The 16413-nt window shown below is 69.1% G+C and carries 18 protein-coding genes and 1 other RNA gene; 5 read left to right on the top strand and 14 right to left on the bottom strand.

Annotated features, from left to right (window positions below):
• Positions 1 to 66 precede the first annotated feature (66 nt).
• Together PSV23_RS00215 and PSV23_RS00210 are read right to left on the bottom strand one after the other, a co-directional pair.
• Entirely contained in the window at positions 67 to 879 is an 813-nt protein-coding gene (locus tag PSV23_RS00215) for a DUF1295 domain-containing protein (RefSeq protein WP_300465412.1), read from the bottom strand.
• 37 nt (positions 880 to 916) lie between these two features.
• On the bottom strand, positions 917 to 2803 hold the full coding sequence (locus tag PSV23_RS00210; RefSeq protein ID WP_300465410.1) for an AMP-binding protein: 1887 nt from the start codon (positions 2801 to 2803) through the stop codon (positions 917 to 919).
• A 151-nt stretch (positions 2804 to 2954) separates the two neighbouring features.
• Here PSV23_RS00210 and PSV23_RS00205 point away from each other — a divergent pair, with 151 nt between their 5' ends.
• Positions 2955 to 4451 (top strand): carotenoid oxygenase family protein, encoded by a 1497-nt coding sequence (locus tag PSV23_RS00205; protein WP_300465408.1) that lies wholly within the window; start codon positions 2955 to 2957, stop codon positions 4449 to 4451.
• Between the two features lie 14 nt (positions 4452 to 4465).
• Here the strand turns inward: PSV23_RS00205 and PSV23_RS00200 are convergent, their stop codons facing one another.
• The 7 genes from PSV23_RS00200 to PSV23_RS00170 all read right to left on the bottom strand — a co-directional run bounded on the left by PSV23_RS00200 (position 4466) and on the right by PSV23_RS00170 (position 9060).
• Entirely contained in the window at positions 4466 to 5449 is a 984-nt protein-coding gene (locus PSV23_RS00200; RefSeq protein WP_300465406.1) for a TraB/GumN family protein, read from the bottom strand.
• Between the two features lie 58 nt (positions 5450 to 5507).
• The gene (locus PSV23_RS00195; protein ID WP_300465404.1) at positions 5508 to 5699 is read right to left on the bottom strand and encodes a helix-turn-helix transcriptional regulator; all 192 of its coding nucleotides are present in this window, start codon (positions 5697 to 5699) and stop codon (positions 5508 to 5510) included.
• A 10-nt stretch (positions 5700 to 5709) separates the two neighbouring features.
• Positions 5710 to 6159 carry a hypothetical protein gene (locus PSV23_RS00190; protein WP_300465402.1) on the bottom strand — a complete coding sequence of 150 codons (450 nt, stop codon included), beginning with the start codon at positions 6157 to 6159 and terminating at the stop codon, positions 5710 to 5712.
• A 78-nt stretch (positions 6160 to 6237) separates the two neighbouring features.
• Positions 6238 to 7506 (bottom strand): DNA recombination protein RmuC, encoded by a 1269-nt coding sequence (locus PSV23_RS00185; protein ID WP_300465400.1) that lies wholly within the window; start codon positions 7504 to 7506, stop codon positions 6238 to 6240.
• A gap of 172 nt (positions 7507 to 7678) precedes the next feature.
• Positions 7679 to 8281, bottom strand: a complete 603-nt coding sequence (recR, locus tag PSV23_RS00180; protein ID WP_300465398.1) for a recombination mediator RecR — start codon at positions 8279 to 8281, stop codon at positions 7679 to 7681.
• 6 nt (positions 8282 to 8287) lie between these two features.
• On the bottom strand, positions 8288 to 8719 hold the full coding sequence (locus PSV23_RS00175; RefSeq protein WP_300465395.1) for a nuclear transport factor 2 family protein: 432 nt from the start codon (positions 8717 to 8719) through the stop codon (positions 8288 to 8290).
• An 11-nt stretch (positions 8720 to 8730) separates the two neighbouring features.
• Positions 8731 to 9060: a YbaB/EbfC family nucleoid-associated protein gene (locus PSV23_RS00170; RefSeq protein ID WP_300465393.1), complete on the bottom strand. Its 330-nt coding sequence runs from the start codon at positions 9058 to 9060 to the stop codon at positions 8731 to 8733.
• 163 nt (positions 9061 to 9223) lie between these two features.
• Here PSV23_RS00170 and PSV23_RS00165 point away from each other — a divergent pair, with 163 nt between their 5' ends.
• The gene (locus PSV23_RS00165) at positions 9224 to 9808 is read left to right on the top strand and encodes a malonic semialdehyde reductase (protein WP_300465470.1); all 585 of its coding nucleotides are present in this window, start codon (positions 9224 to 9226) and stop codon (positions 9806 to 9808) included.
• Between the two features lie 24 nt (positions 9809 to 9832).
• Here the strand turns inward: PSV23_RS00165 and PSV23_RS00160 are convergent, their stop codons facing one another.
• The 3 genes from PSV23_RS00160 to PSV23_RS00150 form a co-directional block, all read right to left on the bottom strand.
• Positions 9833 to 10375 carry a hypothetical protein gene (locus tag PSV23_RS00160; protein WP_300465391.1) on the bottom strand — a complete coding sequence of 181 codons (543 nt, stop codon included), beginning with the start codon at positions 10373 to 10375 and terminating at the stop codon, positions 9833 to 9835.
• Between the two features lie 149 nt (positions 10376 to 10524).
• Positions 10525 to 12414, bottom strand: coding sequence for a DNA polymerase III subunit gamma/tau (locus PSV23_RS00155; protein ID WP_300465389.1), 1890 nt, complete (start codon positions 12412 to 12414; stop codon positions 10525 to 10527).
• A gap of 83 nt (positions 12415 to 12497) precedes the next feature.
• The gene (locus PSV23_RS00150) at positions 12498 to 12881 is read right to left on the bottom strand and encodes a DUF3597 domain-containing protein (RefSeq protein ID WP_300465387.1); all 384 of its coding nucleotides are present in this window, start codon (positions 12879 to 12881) and stop codon (positions 12498 to 12500) included.
• Between the two features lie 129 nt (positions 12882 to 13010).
• Here PSV23_RS00150 and PSV23_RS00145 point away from each other — a divergent pair, with 129 nt between their 5' ends.
• Entirely contained in the window at positions 13011 to 13631 is a 621-nt protein-coding gene (locus PSV23_RS00145) for a hypothetical protein (protein ID WP_300465385.1), read from the top strand.
• Between the two features lie 9 nt (positions 13632 to 13640).
• Here the strand turns inward: PSV23_RS00145 and ffs are convergent.
• Positions 13641 to 13734: signal recognition particle sRNA small type (ffs, locus tag PSV23_RS00140), an RNA gene on the bottom strand.
• 56 nt (positions 13735 to 13790) lie between these two features.
• Here ffs and nudC point away from each other — a divergent pair.
• Positions 13791 to 14756, top strand: coding sequence for an NAD(+) diphosphatase (nudC, locus tag PSV23_RS00135; RefSeq protein ID WP_300465383.1), 966 nt, complete (start codon positions 13791 to 13793; stop codon positions 14754 to 14756).
• A gap of 10 nt (positions 14757 to 14766) precedes the next feature.
• On the opposite strand, the gene PSV23_RS00130 is transcribed toward nudC, so the two are convergent.
• On the bottom strand, positions 14767 to 15519 hold the full coding sequence (locus PSV23_RS00130; protein WP_300465381.1) for a 3-deoxy-manno-octulosonate cytidylyltransferase: 753 nt from the start codon (positions 15517 to 15519) through the stop codon (positions 14767 to 14769).
• Between the two features lie 137 nt (positions 15520 to 15656).
• On the opposite strand from PSV23_RS00130, the gene PSV23_RS00125 reads away from it, so the two are divergent.
• The gene (locus PSV23_RS00125) at positions 15657 to 16403 is read left to right on the top strand and encodes a cytochrome c family protein (RefSeq protein ID WP_300465380.1); all 747 of its coding nucleotides are present in this window, start codon (positions 15657 to 15659) and stop codon (positions 16401 to 16403) included.
• The last annotated feature ends 10 nt before the right edge of the window (positions 16404 to 16413 follow it).

Raw genomic sequence — 16413 nt, 5'->3', positions numbered from 1 at the left:
TCAGTCTCCTGTTGCAAGCCAGTCTAGGCGCGGGCGCCGCCGACCGGCAAGGCCTTCGGGGATGGCTCAGCCCGGGCCGACGGCCTTCCGCGGGGGGGCGGGGATGAAGCGATTGGTGCGCGCCACGTAGTCGGCATAGCCGGCGCGGGTGCGGGTCAGGCGCGGCTCCAGCGTCGCCGCGCCGCTCCATTTGTTCAGCGTCCAGACCAGGAACAGAACCCCCGGCAGGGCGAACCAGCCAAGCGCCGTCTCCGCGCCGATCAGGAAGATGCCGATCCAGACGAGCGCCTCCCCGAAATAGTTGGGGTGCCGGCAGTAGCGCCAGAGGCCCTCGTTCATGACCCGGTCGCGGGCGTCGGCGCGGCCGCGAAAGCGCTGCATCTGCACATCGGCGATGGTCTCGTAGGCCAGGCCGAACAGGGCTAGGGCGCCGCCGGCCCAGGCCAGCGGACCGAGGGCCGCGGGCGTCGCCGCAAACTGGCCCAGTTGCACCGGCAGCGACGACAGCCACATGACCGGCGCCTGGGTCAGAAAGACGAGTAGCAGCGACGCCCTGGCGAAGCCCCAGCCGCGATCGCGGCCGGCCTTGCCGATCAGGGAGGCGTAGCGCCGATCCGGGCCGTGGACCCGCCAGCGCCACAACATGTAGCCGCCGAGACGCAGGCCCCAGAGAACGCAGAGCCCCAGCATCAGCAGCTTGCGCGGCTCGTAGCCCTGTTTCGCCTGCACGAAGCTGGCGATCGCCACGGCCACATGTCCGAAGGCCCAGAAGGCGTCGACGATGGTCGCGTCCCTGAGCTGCAGACAGACCAGCCACACCATGAGCAGCAGGCCGAGCGCGACGGCGAAATTGATCAGCAGCGCCTGGGCGATGTCCATGGGTATCCCTTCAGCAGGCCGACCGGTGCGGCGGCGTTCAGACCACGATGACGCCCGCGTCCGGCGCGTCGGCGTAGAGCCGCGCCACCTCGACGGCGCGATTGTCGATGACCCCGCGGCGATTGATGCTGCCCTTGTCGGACACCTCGTGGGCGTTGGGATCGGGCGGGGTAAACAGGATCACCGCGCGCGCGATGCGCATCGAGGCGATGGGATGGACAGCGTTATGCGCGGCCAGCCGCTCGCGCATGGCCCCGGCCAGTCGGCCTGAGGCGATCGCCTCAGGAAGGTCGAGGCCGAGTTCGCGCTTCACCCCCTCCGCCGACGGCCAAGCCAGGATGCCGAGACAGGGCCGGTTCTCCTCGCACAGAACCAGTTCGGTGATCAGGGGCGAGAGAGCGTTCAGGACGGCCTCGCGCGCCGGACCGCCGTAAACCCACGCCCCGGTCGACAGCTTGAACTCCTCGGCCAGCCGGCCGGCGAAGGCCAGGCCGCCGGCGATCTCTCCCGGCGTGATGAAGGTGGCCAGGTCGCCCATGCAGTAGAAGCCCTCGTCGTCGAAGGCCGCGGCCGTGCGTTCGGGATCGTTGAGGTAGCCGCGCGTGACGTTCGGCCCCTTGACCCGGACCTCCCAGCGCTGGCTTCCCGGGCCGTCGTGCGGAACCAGCTTCAACGTTACGCCGGGCAGGGGCAGCCCGAGCCCTACCTTGTCCGTATAGGCGTAGCCGGCGAGGAAGCCCGCCGTGGTTTCGGTCGAGCCGTAGGCGGAGGTCATCATGATGCGATGGCCGGTTTCCGAGATCGCCATCTTCTGGATCCGGTCGTAGACGGGCTGGGCCAGGGCGGCGCCGCCGAACAGCATCAGCCGAAGCCCGGAGAAGAATACCTTGCGCAGGTCGGGATCGGCCTCAAGGGCGTCGGCCAGCAGGGTGAACCCCAGCGGCACGTTGGTGTAATATTCGACCGGAATTTCCTTGAGGTTCCGCAACGATATCTCCAGCAGGCCGGGCAGGGGCTTGCCGTCGTCGATATAGAAGGTTCCGCCCGCCAGCAGGGTGGAGCGCAGCACGCTCGCGCCGGCTGTGTGGTGCCAGGGGAGCCAGTTCAGGATGGCGCCGTCCCAGCGCAGGACTTCGCCGGTGGCCTGGGTTCCCTGGGCCGTATTGGCCGCCAGGTTGGCGTAGGAGATCGCCACCACCTTGGGCAGGCCGGTCGAACCGGAGGTCAGCAGATAGTGGGCGTGATCGTCCGGCCGCAGCGCGTTCACCCGCGCTTCGACGGCCGCCGTGACCCGGGTGGCGAACACCTCGGCCAGAGGCGCGACCCGCGCTGCGCGAACCGCCTCCGGCGTCGCCGTGATCAGCGTGATGTTCCGAAGGTCCAGCGCCTCCAGCGCAGCGGCGACGGGGCGGGCGTCCTCGATGAACAGAACCGCGGGGCGCACCCGGTCCAGCACGTGACGGAGCCGGCCGAGGTCGCCGCCCAGCATGGCGTACTGCAGGCTGACCGGAGCCGCGGGCGCGCCGGCGGCCATCGCGCCCAGGGCGACAGCGGCGAAGGCTGGCGAGTTCGGACCCATGATCATCACCGCGGCGCCCGCCGGCAGCGACTGGTCGAGCAGCCACTGGCTTACGGCGTCGATCCGGTCGGCCAGTTCGCCGTAGGAAGTGAAGCGCCAGTCGCCTGTCCCGCCCTCCCGCCGGGCCAGCGCCGGCTTGTCGGGATGGGAGCGGGCCGCCGCCCGGATGGCGCGCGGGACGTTCCAGTCATGCTCGGCGATCGGCACACGGGAGCGCACCAACAGGGCGCCGTCCGCCCGGGCGTCGACCTCCAGATCGACCGGCATCAGACCGGCGTCGCGGAATGGCGGCAGGTCGGCCGGAGCGGATTCCTGACCCGAATGAGCTGCGTCAAGCGGTCCCATGAATCCCTCTATGTCGCTTATTGGTCTGCTTATGAAAGCACGCTAGCGACGATAGTCCGGCAGTGCAAGCTACCCGCAAGAACTCGCCACGTGACTTGCGTAAACATACCATTCAGGCCTAGGTTCGATCACCGCCGTTCGGGAATCCGCCATGACCGTCCACACCCTGCCGCCCATCAAGTCTTCCCTGAAGCCCTCCAACCACCCCTATCTGACGGGGGCCTGGACCCCGATCTTCACGGAGGTGGACGCCACGGATCTGAAGGTGATCGAGGGCCGGATCCCCGACGACATCGACGGGGTCTACGTCCGCAACACCGAAAACCAGGTCCATGAGCCGATCGGCCGCTACCATCCGTTCGACGGCGACGGCATGGTGCACACCATCAGCTTCCGGAACGGCAAGGCCGACTATCGCAATCGCTTTGTCCGCACCCGCTGCTTCCAGGCCGAGCAGGAGACCGGAGGGTCGCTCTGGGGCGGGCTGATGGACCCGCCGGGGACCTCGAAGCGCCCGGGGTTCGGTGCGCACGGGGCGATCAAGGATTCCTCCAGCACCGATGTGGTGGTCCATGCCGGCAAGATCGCCTCGACCTTCTACCAGTGCGGCGAAGCCTATCTGCTGGACCCGGAAACCCTGGAGCAGTCGGGCGTCGCCTCATGGGGACCGCTCGACGGCGTCTCGGCCCATCCCAAGGTCGATGAGGCCACGGGCGAGATGCTGTTTTTCAACTACGGGACCCACGCGCCCTACATGCACTATGGCGTCGTCGACCGGACCGGAAAGCTGGCCCATTACGTGCCGATCGACCTGCCGGGCGCCCGGTTGCCGCACGATATGGCGTTCACCGAGAACTATTCGATCCTCAACGACTTCCCGCTGTTCTGGGATGAGGCGCTGCTGAAGCAGGACATCCACGTCTCGCGCATGCACGAGGGGGTCAAGTCGCGCTTCGGCATCATTCCCCGCTACGGCCGGCCCGATGAGATCCGCTGGTTCGAGGCGGAGCCGACCTATGTCCTGCACTTCCTCAACGCGTATGAGGAAGGCGACGAGATCGTCCTCGACGGCTATTTCCAGGAAGACCCCTGCCCCCCGCCGCTGGAGGGATATCCCAAGGGCATGGGCCATATGATGGCCTTCCTGGATGAGCACAGCTTCCGCCCCAAACTGCACCGCTGGCGTTTCAACCTGAAGACCGGCGAGACCCGCGAACAGCGGCTGGACGAGCGGATTCTCGAGTTCGGCATGTTCAACCAGCGCTACGCCGGAATCCCCTACCGCTACGCCTACAGCACCTTTACCAAGCCTGGCTGGTTCCTGTTCAAGGGCCTGGTCAAGCATGACCTGCACACGGGCGAGTCCCAGGAGTTCGCCCTTCCCGAAGGCGTCTACGCCAGCGAGTCGCCCTTCGTGCCTCGCATCGACGCAAGGGACGAGGACGACGGCTATCTGGTCAGCTTCCTGATCGACGAGAACACCCGGACCTCCGAGTGCGTCCTGATCGACTGCAAGGATTTCGCCGCCGGTCCGGTGGTCCGCATCGCCCTGCCGCACAAGATCTCCAGTGGCACCCATTCGACCTGGGCCGACCGGCGCTTCATCGAGAACGGCTTCCTGCCCCGGACCCGGGGCTCGGCCCGCTAGCTCCAGCCGTCGCCCTATTCGCGGGTGACGGCCACCCCGCGATCCGCGAGGATTTCCTGCACGCTGTCGTCGCCCGCCAGATGGGCCGCGCCCACGGCGATGAAGGCCGTGCCCGAGCCCGCGAGAAGGGTCTGGATCTGACCTGCCCAGTCGGTGTTCCGCTGGACCAGCAGGGCCTGATAGACGGCCGGGGCTTCGTCGCGCATCTCGTCGACCGCGACCCGTTCCAGGGTGGCCACATCGCCCGTGGCCCAGGCCCCCACCATCTCGTCAAGTTCGACCGTGGCGTCGCCATAGGCCTCAAGCGTCGAGCGCAGGAAGGAGAGCTGGTCGGCCTCCGACATGCCGGCGAGGATGCCGATCTGCTTGTCGATGGTCTCGAAGCCGTGAACGGGCTTGCCCGCCGCGTCGGCGCGGGCCTTGAGGATCAGCTCGACACCCGACTGGGGATCGTAGCCGGCCTTGACCAAGGGCGCGACCGACAGGGTCAGGCCGGCGAGCCAGGGGCGGAACGGGTCGATCTGGGCGGCGGTCAGGCCAGCGCCGGAGGCGGCGGCGTTCAGGGCGATCATTTCCTCGGCCGTCAGCAGGCTGGACAGCGGGCGGGCCGGCGACAGACCGTGCTGCTGGATCAGGGGGACAAGAGCCGCCTGGTCGTCGGGATTGGAGATCTCGAACCAGATATGGTCCGCGCTGGCGAAGGCGGCGTCCACTTTCGCCGAGCCCCAGGCCGTGGTCGGGCGCAGCACATGGACCGTGCCGAACAGATAGAGGGTCGAGTCGGCGTCGCGGATCACCCACAGGCCCGGGCCGGCGCCGTCGGCCTGGGGCACGGCGCGGGGAGCGGCGACGGGAGCGGGCGCGGGCTCGACGGCCTGGGCGAAGGCCTGGGCGGGCTGAAAGACGACGGCGCCGGCGAGGCCGAGACCGAGCACGGCCCCGAGGGCGGTGCGGGCCAGGCAGGCGGCGCGGGTCTTCAGGCAGGCGGAAACGGTCATGGGGGCAATCCTTGGAAGGGTTCGAAAGCGATTTTGTGTCGGGGCCTGATCCGGAGGATCAGTCCTCGGTGAAGATGGATTCGATGGGCTGGCCGAACACCTTCGCGATGCGGAAGGCCAGCGGCAGGGAGGGGTCGTAGCGGCCGGTTTCGAGGGCGTTGACGGTCTGGCGCGAGACGCCCAGCGCGTCGGCGAGATCGGCCTGGCTCCAGTCGCGTTCGGCGCGCAGCACCTTGAGGCGGTTGTTCATTCGCGCGCTCCTAGCGGTGCTTCAGCCACCAGCCGGCCCAGGCGAGGGTGTAACCGGCCAGCTGGAACAGCAGGATGGACATCATGCCCGAGACGAAGATGTCGGCGGCCCTGGAGCCGAAGCCGGAGGGAACCGGGACGTCCTGCGCCCGCATCATCAGGGTCAGCAGCAGCACGGCGCCGACAGCCATTCCGCTCGTGCCGCCCCACCACCAGGCCCATTTGTGAGCCTCGCGCGCGGCCTCGTCGATGCCGCGCCACCACCAGACGCAGCCCGCGAGCCCGGCCGCCATGGCGGCGGAGATCATGGCCGCGGTGAGCGCCACGCCGACCGGTCCCGGCTGGTCGCCGAGGAAGGCGCTGCCCAATCCGGCCAGACCGCCCAGAACGAGGGAGACGGCGAGCACCGCGACGAAGACGCCGGGTCCATGCGGGCGCTTGGGTTTGGCGATCTCATTCATGACAAGACTCCCTGTCGATTTGACAAGTGTGTTTTACACTGCCGTACAAAGATGTCGAGCGTCCTTGTCTATAGCCTGTCAGCCCTTGGGCAGGGCGGCGGGCCGGCTTTCGGCTGTAACCAATTCGGCCCGGCTGAGGGCGCGGGGCGACTGGTCGACGGGGGCCAGTTCGGGCAGCTCCTTGCCTTCGTGGTCCACCTGAAGGTCCTCGAAGCGGCGGGCCGAGACCATGACCTGGCTCTCGAGCGAGCCCACGAACTGGTTGTATTTGCCAACCGCCGTGTCGAGCGCACGACCGACCGCCGCGGCGTGGCCGCCCATGACCGAGAGCCGCTTGTAGAGTTCCTTGCCGAGCTTCGCGACCTCCTCGGCATTGCGGGTCTGCTCCTCGGCGCGCCAGCCGTAGGCGACGGCCTTGCACAGGGCGAACAGGGTGGTCGGGGTGACGATGACCACGCGCGAGGCCATGGCCGTGGTCATCAGGTCCGGCTCATGGTCGAGGGCGGCGGCGAGGAAGGCGTCGCCGGGCACGAACATGGCGACGAAGTCGGGGCTGGGCTTGAACTGGTCCTGATAGGCCTTGGACGACAGCTGGCGCACGTGGGTCTTCATGCTGGTCGCCGTACGCAGGGAGGCGGCCTTCGCCTGGGCTTCCTCGTCGCCGTCGGCCTCGTCGCCGAAGGCCAGGGAAACCTTGGCGTCGATGACGAACATGCCGCCGCCGGGCAGGCGGACGACAAAGTCGGGGCGCTGCTGGCGGCCGGCGTCGTCGGCGCTGGAGGACTGTTCCTCGAAGTCGAACCGCCCGGCCATGCCGGCGGCTTCCAGCACATTGCGGCAGGTCTGTTCGCCCCAGCGGCCGCGCCGGCCAGTGTTGCCGCGCAGGGCCTCGGTCAGGCGGCGGGCCTCGTCGCGGGTGGCGGTCGAGGCGGTCATCAGCAGGGCCAGCTGTTCCTTCAGCCCGCCGGTCTCCTCGTTGCGCGCCTTCTCCAGCGCGGCGACATGCTCCTGGAAGAGTTTGAGAGTGTCGGCGACCGGCTTGAGCTGGGCTTCCATCCGCTGCTGGGACATCAGTTCGCGGGTGCGGAAGGTCTCGTCGGTGCGCTTGAGAAGCTCCTCTGCCACGGTGTTGGCCGATTGGGCGGCCTGGGCCCGGAGCAGTTCGGTCGAGGTCGCGGCCTGATCCTCGAACAGGCGCATGCGGGCCTCGCTCCCGGCGTAGCGTTCGCGCAGTTCCCAGGCCCGGGCATCAGCGACGGAGGCGCGGCGGCGCTCCATCAGGGCCCAGAACAGGGCGATGGCGGCGACGAGGCCGGCGGCGACGGCGAGGGCCAGATATGCGTTCATGCTCCGTTCCTACCGGGAGTCGCCGGAGCCCGCGAAGTGAAAAAACACAGTCTACAGCGTCTACAGCGTCCCAGGCGTCCGAAGAGTCGGATGGTCTGGAGCGTCGTGAAGGTGCGTTCAGCCGTCATCGGCCCAGACTGCACCACCTCCACGTCAGAATCGGTCGTAGCGGTCAGGCCGGCCGTCGCTGCCTCAGGGCCTGGATGATGGTGCCGTCGTCCAGCCAGTCCAGTTCGCCGCCGACCGGCACGCCGCGCGCCAGCGAAGTGATGACGACGCCGGTGTCCACCAGCCGTTCGGCGAGGTAGTGGGCCGTGGTCTGGCCGTCGACGGTGGCGGGCAGGGCCAGCACAACCTCCTTCGCCTCGCCGCCGCGCACGCGTCCGACCAGCTCGGCCACCCGCAGCGCATCGGGACCGACGCCGTCCAGCGCCGACAGCAGGCCGCCCAGCACATGGTATTTGCCGCGGAAGGCGCCGGACCGCTCCATCGCCCACAGGGCGCCGGCCTCCTCGACGACGCAGATCAGGGCGTTGTCGCGCGCGCCGTCGGAACAGATCGAACAGGGGTTGCGGGTGTCCGGCGCGCCGCACACCGAGCAGGAAGAGACCTTTTCCGCCGTCTCGGCGAGGGAGGCCGCCAGAGGGACGAGCAGTTGCTCACGCTTCTTGAGCAGGGCCAGGGCCGCGCGGCGGGCCGAGCGGGGACCCATGCCCGGCAGTTTGGCCAGCAGGCTGATCAACCGTTCGATCTCGGGTCCGGCTGAGGCGGCCATGCCGGCTCAGTTCGCCGCGGAGACGCGGGTGGCCTGACCATAGACGACGCGCCAGTGACCGTCGCGCAGGGCCCAGACGTCGACATAGCGCAGGGTCTGGCGGAACGGCGAGCCGGCGAAGGTCCCGACCACGTCGACCGTGCCGCCGAGGGCCGCGCCGTCGGTCCAGACATGCTCGACCGCGTCGCGCACGGTGACGGGCTGAAGGTTCATTTCCGGGGCGGTGAATTCGGCGATGTGGCCCGCCTTGTCGGTGCGCGAGCCGTCGCCGCCGACCAGCACATAGTCGTCGGCGATCAGGCGTTCGAGCGACGCCCGGTCGCCCTCGATCTGGGCGCGCTCATACTCGTGCGCCTCGCGGGCAAGGTCGGCGGGAACCTGCGCCAGGACGATCCCGGGCGCGAGCATCAGGAAACCGGCGGTCAGCAAGGCACGCATCGTCACCTCATTCAGAAGAGTTTGGGCATGCCGGGGATGTTCATCCCGGCCATGGGGCCGGCGGCCTCGCGCATCAGGGCGCTGTTGACCTCGTCCAGCTTGCGCCTGGCGTCGGCATGGGCGGCGACGATCAGGTCAGCCAGGATCTCGCCCTCGCCGGGGACCAGCAGACTGTCGTCGATGACGACCGAGGTGATCTCGCCCGCGCCCTTCAGGGCGACGGTGACGAGGCCGCCGCCGGACGTGCCGGACGAGGTGGTTTCGGCCATTTTCGCCTGGGCGTCCTGCAGCTTCTGCTGCATCGCCTGGGCCTGTTGCATGAGGGCGTTGAGATCTTTCATGCGGTCTAGATAGGCGTTTGACCGCCCGAACGACAGATCGGAAAATCAGTAACAGTTTATGTGCCTGAACCCCTTGCGAAGGATAGGGACCGACCTAGTTAGCAACTGTAACCGTTTCTGATTGGAGCCTGCCATGGCCTTCGACTCTCTCCCCGTCCGCGATATGCCCCTCAGCGACGCCGCGCTGACGCAACTGTTCACCGGCGCGCGCACCCGCAACGCATGGTCCGACCGGGCCGTGCCCGAGGCGCTGCTGCGCAAACTCTATGACCTGACGAAATTCGGCCCGACGGCGGTGAACAACACCCCGGCCCGCTTCGTCTTCGTGACATCGCCCGAGGCCAGGGCGCGCCTGATCCCGCTGATGAGCGAGGGCAATCAGGCCAAGACGCTGCAGGCGCCGGTCAATGTGATCATCGGCCAGGATCTGGCCTTCCCGGACACCCTGCCGCGCCTGTTCCCGCACGCGCCGGGCGCGAAGGACTGGTTCCCCGACGAGGCCTCGCGCCGCGAGTCCGCCTTCCGCAACGCCTCGCTGCAGGGCGGCTATTTCCTGCTGGCGGCGCGGGCCCTGGGGCTGGATGTGGGGCCGATGTCGGGCTTCGACGCCGAGGGCGTGAAGGCTGAGTTCTTCGGCGGGACGACCGTGGAGCCGAACTTCATCGTCAACCTCGGCTATGGCACGGACGAGAACCTGTTCCCGCGTTCGCCGAGGCTGAGCTTCGAGGAAGCGGCGCGGATTCTTTAGACGCCGGACGCAAGATCGAGCCGGCTATCGGACCCGTGCCGCAGGTTCCGGGCAGGGACGTGGCGGCCATGGCGCCACAAACGGCTGGCTGTACACCGCGATCAGCGGCGTTTCGCCGGCCACGGGGACGGTCTCAGGATCGGTCGCTCCAAAGGCCGCGCGGTTAGCGGCAAACAGGCGCTCCCGCTGAGCAGGCGCCGGGGTGTCGATAAGCGAGGGGTTCCAGATCTGACCCTCGTCGTCCTCGATCGCGAGCGTAAAGCGACCCCCGGCGGTAACGGCGTCCAGCAGGTCCTGGGTACCCGGCCGGCCATAGTCATGCGCGAACCCGCCGCTCGACCAGTTCTGGCCGCGATCGGGTCCCGCCGGTACAAAGACCGGCCCCAAACGCCAGACCTGCCCCGAGGGACCGATCAGAACCGAACGGACGATGGTGGGCTTGTCACGGCAATAGCCGTCCAGAGACATCTGCCAAGTAACCGAACTGGCCTTGCCGAGGGTGAGGTCGTCGCTGTCGAACCGGATGGTGAACTGGAAAGGGGCGCCTGTTTCGGTGCTGCCGGCCACGACGCGCGCTGGCCTCATATGAGGCGACTCGCCTTCCGCTCTCCATATCTCGAGCGGCATTGTGGCCCGGACGGCCTGTGGACCGGTCGCGCAGCCGCAGACAGCCAGGGCGATGAGAAGCGGAAAGAGGACGCGCATGCCGCCGACGCTCAATCCTCGTCCCCCGGCTCATCCGGAATCGCCGGCAGCTCCACCGCCGGGGCGAGGGTCTTGATTTCACCGATCTTCGCGCCCGGGAAGGCTTCCATCACCGCCATGACGAAGGGGTCCGCCTCGACGCCGGCGCGCTCCTCGGAGCGTTTGCGGCGGTCGATCTCGATCATCGTCTCGCCGCCGCCCTGGCCGTTGGCGGCGATCAGCCAGGTGCGGCCGGTCCAGTCCTTGAGCCGGGAGGCCAGCTTGCGCGCCAGATCCATCGGCGCGCCGTCGAGGCTTTCATAGGTGATGGCGCCCGGCTTGAAGGCCACGGGGCGGACGTAGCGCTGGACGTCCATCTGCAGGCCGACCTCGCGCTTCTCGCCGATCAGGGCGACGACCTGTTCGAACGACTGCGGGTCGGGCAGGGTCGGGGCGGCGACCGGGCGGGGCGCCAATTGGGCGGAGGCGCCGCCTCCGCCACCACCGCCCGAAGGGCCGCGCGGAGCCGCGCCGCCGGGCATGGGCTCGCCGTCGCGCAGGGCCTTGAGCGCCTCTTCCGGTCCGGGCAGGTCGGCGGCGTAGGCGAGGCGGACGATGGCCATTTCCACAGCGTCGGCCGGGTTGGGCGCGCGGCGGACCTCGTCGAGGGCGCGCAGCAGCATCTGCCAGACGCGGGCCAGGGTGCCGGCCGAGATGACCGCGCCCAGGGCCGTCAGCTTCTGCGCCTGGTCGTTGGGCAGGCGGGTGGCCTGGGGCCCCAGCATCTTGGCCACCGAGGCGGCGTGGCAATGCTCCAGCAGGTCGTTGGTGATCTGCACCGGATCGGCGCCGTAGCCGTAGAGGGTGCGGAACAGCTCCAGCGCCTCGGGCGTGCGGCCGGCCATGACGGATTCGAACAGGGCGATGGTCTGGCTGCGGTCGGCCAGGCCGAGCATGTCGCGCACCACCTCGGTCTTCACCGTCTCGCCGCGGTCGCCCTGGACCAGGGCCTGATCCAGCAGGGACAGGCCGTCGCGGACCGAGCCCTCGGCGGCGCGGGCGATCAGGGCGAGGGCGTCCTGTTCGATCTTCATCCCCTCGCGGTCGGCGATGCGGGCGAGGTGGTCGACGAGGATCTCGGGCTCGACGCGGCGCAGGTCGAAGCGCTGGCAGCGGCTGAGGATGGTCACCGGGACCTTGCGGATCTCGGTGGTGGCGAAGATGAATTTGGCGTGGGGCGGCGGCTCTTCCAGCGTCTTCAGCAGGGCGTTGAAGGCCTGGTTGGACAGCATGTGCACTTCGTCGAGGACGTAGACCTTGTAGCGCGCCTCGACGGGGGCGTAGCGGACGCTCTCGATGATGTCGCGGATGCCGTCGATGCCGGTGTGGGAGGCGGCGTCCATCTCGACCACGTCCATATGCTGGCCGGCCATGATGGAGGCGTCGTGGCGGCCCTGATCGGTCAGGGCCAGCGACGGGCGGTCGATGCTGTCGGTTTCGTTGTTGAGGGCGCGGGCCAGCAGGCGGGCGGTGGTGGTCTTGCCGACCCCGCGGACGCCGGTGAGCATGAAGGCGTGGGCGATGCGGCCGGTGGCGAAGGCGTTGGTCAAGGTGCGGACCATGGCCTCCTGGCCGATCAGGTCCTCGAAGGTGTGGGGCCGGTATTTGCGGGCCAGGACGGTGTAGGCCTCGCCGTCGTCGACATGGGCGAGCGGGCCGCTGTCAGCGGGCGCTGTGACCCTCGCCGGTTCCGGCCGTTCGGGCTGGCTCACAGGCGCGGCGGCGGCCTCGGCCTCGCGCATGCCGGCAGGTTCGGGGGCGCCAAACATGTCGTCGGTGTCGGGATCGCGCTCGACGACGTCGCCGTCGGGGGCGTCTTCCTCCCACGGAGGGCCATCGAGACTCGGGTCGGCGTCGCTCATCCATCCGTCTTACAGCGAGAGGGCGGGGTCGCGCACCCCCTCGCCGCAAGGCGTCCCCGCTTTCGCGGGAATGACGAAGTGGATCAGTCGGTCAGGTCGCGAATCTGGCCGCCATCGGCCCGGATGCGGGCGATCACCTGCTTGTGCAGCCAGATGTTCATCGAGGCGGTGTCCGAGGTGTCGCCGGTATAGCCCAGCTCGTTCGCCAGCTCCTTGCGCTCGGCCAAGGTGCTGTCCATGCCGGTCAGCTTCATGAGATCGACGATCGAGGTGCGCCAGTTCAGCTTCTGGTCCCGCTGGTCGTTCATGAAGTCGAGGATGCCGTCGACGTCGACCGGTTCGGCGGGAGCCGGAGCGAAGGTGGTCGTCGTGGTCGTCGGAGCCGCGGTCGGAGCCGGAGCGGCAGTCGGGGTCGCGGTCTCGCGCCGCTTGAATATCTTGCCGAGGATGTTGCCGAGAATGCTCATTGTCCGCTCCTGAAGGGGGTGAGCCTTCAGAGCGATTGGAGGGGGACCCGGTTCCACGCTCGCGCCAATGCAGCCTTGCGGCGTGCGAAAGCCATGCTAAGCCGGACCGTGGGTTGAAAAGGGATCGTCGTGCTGAAGTCTGGAATCATGGGGGCGGTGCTCGCCCTGACGCTGGCCGGCGCGGCCTCCGCGGAACCGTTCCAGTCTTTCGCGGACATGTGCGTGTCGACGGACGCCGACGCGGACGCCGCCGAGCTCGTCGCCAAGGGCGCCGGATGGCGGGATGCGACGTCGCTGATGCCCGCCGACGAGGATGAGGAGTTCCAGAACACCACCGTCTTTCTCAACTTCGATCCGGCCAACCCGGCGAGCGTGTCGCCAGGCGACATGGAGGTCCTGATGACGGGCTGGGCGGACGGCGAAGCCATACTGGAGATCAAGGGCGTGGTGCTGGACGTCTGCGGGGTGATGTCGCCCGAAGGGGACCCGCTGAGGATGAGCAAACAGCTGACCGATCATCTGGGGCTGCCGGCCTCGGAGGACGACAGCGAGAACATGCCCGTGTGGCTGTATTCCCGGCAAGGCGATCGATTCGTATCCGAGGCGGCCCTGGGGGAGGTCGGAGACGAGGATTTCCTGGCGGCGGTCCGCCAGCGCAGCGTGTACGCCGTCTATGTGTTTGAAGACGACGGACTGGCCGGCCTGTTCGTCGGCGCGGTGCGTCCCGAGGCGAAGGCGCAGGATCGCTGAATTCCGGGGAAAGGTGGAGACCGCGACCCGAAGGGGAATTCGTTGTGGCTGCTGCCTTCCGGCCCTGACCAGGTTGGCGAAACCTTCGCCCGCGATCTCCGGGACGGGATATGACGATTCCGGCTCGCGGATGCAAGCGGCGGCTTGCTAGATGATGCCATGGCCCTTCCCGTCCTGAATACCTTCGCCGGCAATCCCCTCGATCGGGCCGGCGACCTTCGCAACGATCCGGACTGGCTGGCCGAGCAGGCCGCCAATCCCGAGGCCGTGGCCATGGTGCTGTGGGAGGGGCGGCCGCTGGTGGAGGCGGGCGAGCCGCGGCTGGCCTGGCTGGGCCTGACCCACGCCCGCGCCGTGGCCCCGGACCGCGAGCTGTTCCTCGGCCTGTGGAAGGGCGCGCCCTGTTTCGCGGTCGAGATCGAGGGCTCGACCGATCCGGCGGCGGGGCCGCTGGCCGGACTGGGCGCCTTTCACGAGATGCGCGAGGCGGCGGCGATGCTGCCGGGGCCCGACGCGGCCATGGCGGGGACGGCCAAGTCGCTGTTCGACTGGCGGCGGCGGCATGGTTTCTGCGCCGCCTGCGGGGTCGAGAGCGACAATGCCTGCGGCGGCTGGAAGCGGGTCTGTCCGGCCTGCGGCGTCGAGCATTTTCCGCGCGTCGATCCGGTGACCATCATGCTGCCGGTGTTCCGGGGCGGGGCCGAGCCGATCTGCCTGCTGGGGCGTCAGGCGGCCTGGCCCGAGGGGCGGATGTCGGCGCTGGCGGGGTTTCTGGAGCCCGGCGAGACCATCGAGGCGGCCTGCGCCCGCGAGATCGCCGAGGAGGCGGGGCTGACGGTGACCGCGGTGCGGTATCACTCCAGCCAGCCGTGGCCCTTTCCGTCGCAGCTGATGATCGGCCTGATCGCCGAGGTCGACAGCATGGACGCCCGGCCCGACCAGACCGAGCTGGAGGCGGTGGCCTGGCTGACGCGCGAGGACGCCCGCGCCTGCCTTGAGGGGACGCATCCCTCGATCAAGGCTCCGCCGGAAATAGCCATCGCCCGGACGTTGCTGCAGGCCTGGGTGGATGGGTTCGAGGCTGAGGGATCAGGAGACAGGCAACAGGCGACAGAGGAGGCCTGATCCCGGCTCCCTACTGCCTGTCGCCTGTTGCCTGCTGCCTCCCGGCAATCGCCCGCGCCGCGGCCAGATCATCGGGGTTGTCGACAGACAGCGGGGCCTCGTCGATCACGGCGGCCCAAATTTGCAGGCCCATCTCGAGGGCCCGGAGCTGTTCCAGCTTTTCGCGGCGTTCCAGCGGCGAAGGGGGGGCGACGCAGAACCGCTCCAGGGCCGCGCGACGGTAGCCGTACAAGCCGATGTGGCGCCAGATGGGGCCGTCGCCGAACAGGGTCGAGCGGGTGAAATAGAGGGCGCGGCCGTGGTGCTGGCCTTCGGACAGGGCCACCACGGCCTTGACCACGTCGGGATTGGTCCGGTCAGAGACATCCGCCTCGGGGGCGATCAGGGTGGCGATGTCGCAGGCCGGCTCACCGTGCAGCAGGGCCGCGCAGGCCGTGGCCAGCCCGGGATCGGCGAAGGGCATGTCGCCCTGCAGGTTGATGACGGCGTCATGCCGGCCTTCGGGGTCGATCGTGTCCAGGGCGGCGCGGATTCGGTCGGACCCCGACGGCAGGTCAGGATCGGTCAGGACGGCGACGCCGCCGTCCGCCTCGATGGCCGCGACGATCTCCGGATCCCCGGCCGCGACGGCGACCGGAAGGCCCGACAGGGCGGCCTGGCGATACGCGCGCACGATCATCGGCACGCCGCCGATATCGGCCAGCGGCTTGTTCGGCAGGCGGGTCGCGGCCATGCGCGCGGGGATCAGGATGAGGGGGTTCACGTTCAAGTCCACCGCTGCGACGCTCCGACGACCTTCCGCCGGTTGCGAAGGCCGCGCTAGCGTGTAAGAGACGCCCACGCAAGAATTCGCCCGCCGGTCATACGGTCGGGCCTCAGAAACGGGATGAGACGACGCGCATGAGCGGCGATCTGAAGTGGAACAAGATTCTGGGCGCCGGTCTGGCGACCGCTTTCGTCATCATCGGCGTTCAGCAGGTGACCGGCGCGATCTATCACACGGCGGCCCCTGAAAAGATGGGCTATTTCGTCGACGCGCCCGAAGAGGCAGCCGGCGGAGCCACCGAGGTGGTCCTGCCGCCCGACTGGGGCACGGTGCTTCCGGCCGCCGATCTGGCCGCCGGCGAGGCCGCCTTCGCGCGCTGCCAGGCCTGCCATAACGCCACCGCGGGCGGCGCCGACGGCATTGGCCCGAATCTGTTCGGCGTGGTCGGCGGCCCGGTCATGCACCGCGCCGGCTTCGCCTATTCCGACGCCATGGCCGCCCACAAGGGCGCGGCGCCGACCTGGACCCTGGACGAACTGGACCAGTTCATCACCGCTCCGGGCCGCCACGTCCCGGGCACCAAGATGTCGTTCGCCGGCATCCGCGACACCAACACCCGCGTCAATCTGATCGCCTGGCTGCGCAGCCAGGGTTCGGGCGGGTTCGCCATCCCCGCGCCCGATCCGGCGCGTCAGCCCGGCGCCGCCCCGGCCGCTCCGGTCGAAGGCGAGACCCCGGCCGCCGGCGCCGAATCGGCCGGCGCCGAGAGCGGCGGTCAGACCGGGGGCGCTCCGGTCACGGGCGCCGCGGCCCAGCCGACCACGGCGGCCACGCCCGCCGCCCCGCCGGCCTCGACCAGCCCGGCGCCGCCGAACAACTGAGCCCCGCAGG

It is taken from the genome of Brevundimonas sp. (genome assembly GCF_029946145.1).
In the GTDB taxonomy this organism is placed as follows: Bacteria; Pseudomonadota; Alphaproteobacteria; order Caulobacterales; family Caulobacteraceae; genus Brevundimonas.
The sequence above is the reverse complement of the archived record's forward strand: the minus strand, read 5'-3'. Positions and strand labels throughout refer to the sequence as shown.

Bases quoted from the DNA above. Each gene is read 5' to 3' on its own strand.
- PSV23_RS00215 (WP_300465412.1), bottom strand. From the start codon at position 879: ATGGACATCGCCCAGGCGCTGCTGATCAATTTCGCCGTCGCGCTCGGC.
- PSV23_RS00210 (WP_300465410.1), bottom strand. From the start codon at position 2,803: ATGGGACCGCTTGACGCAGCTCATTCGGGTCAGGAATCCGCTCCGGCC.
- PSV23_RS00205 (WP_300465408.1), top strand. From the start codon at position 2,955: ATGACCGTCCACACCCTGCCGCCCATCAAGTCTTCCCTGAAGCCCTCC.
- PSV23_RS00200 (WP_300465406.1), bottom strand. From the start codon at position 5,449: ATGACCGTTTCCGCCTGCCTGAAGACCCGCGCCGCCTGCCTGGCCCGC.
- PSV23_RS00195 (WP_300465404.1), bottom strand. From the start codon at position 5,699: ATGAACAACCGCCTCAAGGTGCTGCGCGCCGAACGCGACTGGAGCCAG.
- PSV23_RS00190 (WP_300465402.1), bottom strand. From the start codon at position 6,159: ATGAATGAGATCGCCAAACCCAAGCGCCCGCATGGACCCGGCGTCTTC.
- PSV23_RS00185 (WP_300465400.1), bottom strand. From the start codon at position 7,506: ATGAACGCATATCTGGCCCTCGCCGTCGCCGCCGGCCTCGTCGCCGCC.
- recR (WP_300465398.1), bottom strand. From the start codon at position 8,281: ATGGCCGCCTCAGCCGGACCCGAGATCGAACGGTTGATCAGCCTGCTG.
- PSV23_RS00175 (WP_300465395.1), bottom strand. From the start codon at position 8,719: ATGCGTGCCTTGCTGACCGCCGGTTTCCTGATGCTCGCGCCCGGGATC.
- PSV23_RS00170 (WP_300465393.1), bottom strand. From the start codon at position 9,060: ATGAAAGATCTCAACGCCCTCATGCAACAGGCCCAGGCGATGCAGCAG.
- PSV23_RS00165 (WP_300465470.1), top strand. From the start codon at position 9,224: ATGCCCCTCAGCGACGCCGCGCTGACGCAACTGTTCACCGGCGCGCGC.
- PSV23_RS00155 (WP_300465389.1), bottom strand. From the start codon at position 12,414: ATGAGCGACGCCGACCCGAGTCTCGATGGCCCTCCGTGGGAGGAAGAC.
- PSV23_RS00150 (WP_300465387.1), bottom strand. From the start codon at position 12,881: ATGAGCATTCTCGGCAACATCCTCGGCAAGATATTCAAGCGGCGCGAG.
- nudC (WP_300465383.1), top strand. From the start codon at position 13,791: ATGGCCCTTCCCGTCCTGAATACCTTCGCCGGCAATCCCCTCGATCGG.
- PSV23_RS00125 (WP_300465380.1), top strand. From the start codon at position 15,657: ATGAGCGGCGATCTGAAGTGGAACAAGATTCTGGGCGCCGGTCTGGCG.